General features: G+C 74.4%; 5 protein-coding genes. 4 read left to right on the top strand and 1 reads right to left on the bottom strand.

Annotated elements, in window-relative coordinates; translation table 11 throughout:
* The 4 genes from J0670_RS31855 to J0670_RS31840 all read left to right on the top strand — a co-directional run.
* On the top strand, positions 1-262 hold a 262-nt coding region (locus J0670_RS31855; RefSeq protein WP_207815442.1), incomplete at its 5' end, for an HAD-IA family hydrolase.
* Positions 262-1,230, top strand: a complete 969-nt coding sequence (locus J0670_RS31850; protein ID WP_207815441.1) for an ROK family protein — start codon at positions 262-264, stop codon at positions 1,228-1,230. The genes J0670_RS31855 and J0670_RS31850, both read left to right, overlap by 1 nt.
* Before the next feature lie 94 nt (positions 1,231-1,324).
* Positions 1,325-2,551: an alcohol dehydrogenase catalytic domain-containing protein gene (locus J0670_RS31845; protein WP_207815440.1), complete on the top strand. Its 1,227-nt coding sequence runs from the start codon at positions 1,325-1,327 to the stop codon at positions 2,549-2,551.
* Complete coding sequence (locus tag J0670_RS31840; protein ID WP_207815436.1) at positions 2,548-3,354, top strand: SDR family oxidoreductase; 807 nt, start codon at positions 2,548-2,550, stop codon at positions 3,352-3,354. Before J0670_RS31845 ends, J0670_RS31840 begins: the two co-directional genes overlap by 4 nt.
* Here the strand turns inward: J0670_RS31840 and J0670_RS31835 are convergent.
* Complete coding sequence (locus tag J0670_RS31835) at positions 3,246-3,791, bottom strand: MerR family transcriptional regulator (protein WP_207815435.1); 546 nt, start codon at positions 3,789-3,791, stop codon at positions 3,246-3,248. The two genes, J0670_RS31840 and J0670_RS31835, sit on opposite strands and share 109 nt — an antisense overlap.
* Between the last annotated feature and the right edge of the window lie 444 nt (positions 3,792-4,235).

Raw genomic sequence — 4,235 nt, 5'->3', positions numbered from 1 at the left:
GGAGGGGTACGCCCGGGCGGCCCGCGCCCTGGGCGCGGCGCCGTCGCGGTGCGTCGTCTTCGAGGACGCCGAGGTCGGCCTGCGGGCCGGGCGGGCCGCGGGCGCCCGGTGCGTCGGGCTGGGCGCGGCCGTCGCCGCGTCCCCGGACGCGGACGCCTGGCTGCCCGACCTGCGGGGGGTCACGGTCTCGGCGGACGGCACGGGCGCGGCCCTGGAGCTGCGGCTGCCCGGCGCCGGCCGCCCGTCGGGGGGCCCGCGGTGATGACGCTGACGCCTTCCGATGTCGGCGTCGACGTCGGCGGCACCTGGCTGCGCATCCGCAGCGGCGACGCCACCGAGCGCCGCCCCGCGCCCAGCCTGCTGAACCATCCGCGGCTGTCCACCGACGAGCTGACCGAGCTGCTGCTCGCCGAACTGCTGGGCGCGGCCCCCGCCGACGGAGGCCGGGTCGTGGTGTCGCTGGGTGCCGCGATGGACGACCGCAGCGGCCGCGTCCACGGCTCCGCGCCGCTGTGGGGCGAGGCCCGGATGGAGCGCGACCTGGTCGGCGAGCTGCGCGCGCGGCGCCCCGGCGTCGGCTGGTACGTCCACAACGACGTCACCTGCGCCCTCGCGGACTTCGCGGCCTCCGTCGCGCACGAGGGCCACCGGCAGGTCGGCTACCTCACCGTGAGCAGCGGCATCGCACTGAAGACCGCCGACCTGCGCACCCGCGGCCTGGCCGTCGACGCGAACGGGCTGCAGGGCGAGGTCGGCCACCTCCAGACCGCCGTACCGGCGCACCTGCCGCAGCTCCTCGGCCTGCCCTGCGAGTGCGGCGGCACCGGCCACCTCGCCTCGGTCTCCTCCGGGCCGGCCATCGCCCGGGTGGCGGAGGCGCTCGGTGCCCCCGGGTTCCGGGCCGACGCGTTCGCCGATCGGCTGGCGGCGGGGGATCCGGAGGCCGCCGCACTGTTGGCCGCCGTCACCTTCCCGGTGGCGCAGCTGGTCCGCTGGCTGCGCGCGACCCACCCGCTGCTCGACCTGGTCGGCATCGGCGGCGGCGTCGCGGAGGGTCTCGGCCCGCACTACGAGGGCGCACTACGCGCCCAACTCGCCGATTCCTCTGGCTACTTCGAGGGCGGCGCGCCGTCCGGGCCCGAGGTGCGCGTGCTGCGACCCGGCGAGGTGGAACCCATCCGCGGGGCGCAGCGCATGGCCGACGGTTTCCTCACCGTCGTCACGTCCTGAACCCGACGAACCCCGACCGGCTCCGAACCCGACCGGCTCCGAACCGACCGACTCTGAACCCGACGACTCCGAACCCGACCGAAGGAGAGCGCACATGGAACACCTCGCGATCGAGCGCCACGGCGGAAGCAGCCGGGTGACCGCGCGGACCACGCCCGTGCCGGGCCCGGGCGAGGTGGTGCTCGCCCCCGAGTCCGTCAGCCTGTGCGGCACCGACATCCAGATGCTGCGGGGGCTGCGCGACGATCCGTCGCCGGTGATCGGCCACGAGGGCGCGTGCCGGGTGATCGCGGTCGGGGCCGGGGTCACGGAGGTCGCGGTCGGGGACCGCGTCGCCGTCAACCCGACGCATCCGGGCGACCCGTCGTTCCTGCTCGGGCACAACGTCGACGGCCTGTTCCAGCAGCGGGTGCTGATCGCCGCCTCGGCGGTCGCCGCGGGGCTGCTCGTCCCGCTGGACGAGAAGCTGGACTCCGCCTCCGCCACCCTGGTCGAGCCGACGGCCGTGGTGACGTACGCGACCGACTGCCTGGCCCGCTCGTCGTACGAGGAACTGGTGGTCATCGGGGACGGGCTGATCGGCAATCTGGCCGCGCTGCGGGCCTCGCTCGACCCCGGCGCCCGGGTCACTCTGGTGCACGGCGGCCAGGCCGGGCTGGCGTGGTCCGCGCGGAACCTGCCCGGTGGCACGGTGCGCCACGTCCTCGCCCGGGACGTGGTCCGGGTGGCGGCCGAGAGCGCGGGCCGGCCGGTGGCGGTGCTGATCGGCACCCACCGGGACCGCACGGTGGCCGCCCTCGATCTGGCCCGCCAGGCCTACGGCGACGCCGTACGGGCGGTGCACCTGATCGGGGGCGTGGACGCGCACGCGACCAGCCGGCACTTCCCCGGGGTGGACCTCCCGGGCGTTCGGGCGGCCAACACCGGCGGCCCGGTGCCGCCGCACGAGGTGCGGTGGTCCGACGGCCGGACGCCGCCGGTGCGCTTCACCGGCAACCGCGGGGTCACCGGGCGGGCGCTCGCCGCCGCGGCGGCCGAACTCACGGCCTCCAACGGCCGGTTCGACGTCCTGATCACCCATCGCAGGTCGCTGCGGGAGGGCGCCGAGCTGATGAACCGCATGATCTACGGCCGGAGCCGGGTGGTGGACGGCGAGCTGGTGATGCGGCTGGTCGTCGACCTGAACGACGACCTGCTGGTCCGCACGGCGGACGCCGACGCCGTTTCCGCCGGCACCGACCGGGCCGATGCCTCCGGCGTCGGCCGTACCCCCGGCGCCACCGGCAGCGGTGACGCCCACGACATCCGAGGAGTCCGATGACACAGCGAATCGCCCTGGTGACCGGGGCCAGTTCGGGCATCGGGCGGGCCACCGTGCTCGCCCTGGGCCGGGCGGGCCTCGACGTGATCGTCGGCTACGGCCGCAACGCCCGGGCCGCCGAGGAGGTCGCCGAGCGGCTCCGGGAGAAGGAAGGCGTCCGGGCCTGGACGGTCGGGCTGCCGCTGGAGGAGCCGGAGGCGGCGGTGGCCGCGCTGCGCGGCGCGGTCGAGGAGGCCGGCGGGCTGGACGTGTTCGTGAACAACGCCGGGGTGAACCGCCGCGCAGGGTTCCTGGAGGAGAGCCCCGAGGACTGGCAGCGGGTGCTGACGGTGGACCTCACCAGCCCGTTCCGGCTGGCGCAGGAGGCGGCGCGGACCATGGTACGGGCGGGCCGCGGCGGACGGATCGTCAACGTCACCAGCGTGCACGAGCACATCCCGATCGCCGGGGGCAGCGCCTACTGCGCCGCGAAGAGCGCGCTGGGCATGCTCACCAAGACGATGGCGCTGGAACTGGGCGCGCACGGCATCCTGGTGAACTCCGTCGCCCCCGGGGAGACGGTGACCCCGATGAACGGCCACGCCGAGGGCGTCGACGCCCGCTCGCTGGCCCGGCCGGTCGTTCCGGTGGGCCGGCCCGGCGCCCCCGAGGAGGTCGCCGGGCTCATCGCCCACCTGGTGTCGGAGGGCGCCGCCTACACCACCGGACAGTCGTTCGTGATCGACGGGGGGCTGTCGCTCATCGCCGCGGACGCCAACGTCCAGTCGGTGCTGGGGATGCGCCCGGACAGCACCGCGATGTAGCGGCGGGTCAGTTCCAGTGAGCGGATCTCGTCGGAGATGCGCTCGAACTCACGGTCGAGGGTGTCGTCCAGCTCACCACAGAGCCGTGCGAGGTTCAGCCCGTCGTGGACGCAGTCGATCAGCAGCTGGATGTTCTTGGTGCTGATGCGTCCGTCGATCAACAGCCGGATCAGCCGCACCCGGGAGACGTCGTTCTCCCGGTAGAGGCGGTGCCCCTGGGAGGTGCGGGACGGTTCGAGGAGGCCGCGGCTCTCGTAGTAGCGCAACAGGCGTTCGCTGACGCCGGTCCGGTCGACCATCTCGCCGATGCGGAGGGTCCCCTCCTCGGCGTGGGGATCGGGCTCGGCGGGGCCGCCGTACGCCCGGGAGGAGAACCGCGTCGTGGGATCGGCCAGATCGGCCATTTCAGCCAGATCGGCTGCGGAGAAAGAGGTCATGGACACGTGTCACCTCCAGTGCTGGGTGGGAAACGACCGGCTCGTGGCTCGGCCGGTGCGGGTGGTGGGAGCCGTCGATCCGACGGCCGGTGGCTGCTCGGCGCTACACATCTCTTCCCCCGAAGGCATCTCTCGTCGTCTGCCGTACCGGTCGCCCGCATCTGACACCGGAGCCCGGTGGTGACGGGCTCGCCACCGGGTGGCAGGTGTACGGGGGGTTCCCGAGCGGGCACTCCCCCGGTGCGTCTGAACCGTCCGGTGCCGTGGAAGTCTCGTCGCTGAGCCTCACGGGGCGAGGGGAGAACTCCGCGGGCACGTCCCGCGGCCCCCTCCGGTATGCGGAGCAAAACCTCAGAACAGCACACCGCACACGGAGCGTTTCCGTCAAGCGATCGCCTCCCGCGGGACAGGAACGTTTGGCCGAAACAGGCCCGTCCTGCCCGA

The sequence above is a fragment of the Streptomyces sp. FH025 genome (assembly GCF_017427025.1).
Taxonomy (GTDB): Bacteria; Actinomycetota; Actinomycetes; order Streptomycetales; family Streptomycetaceae; genus Kitasatospora.
Note: the sequence above shows the minus strand (reverse complement) of the source record. Positions and strands in the feature narration are given on the sequence as shown.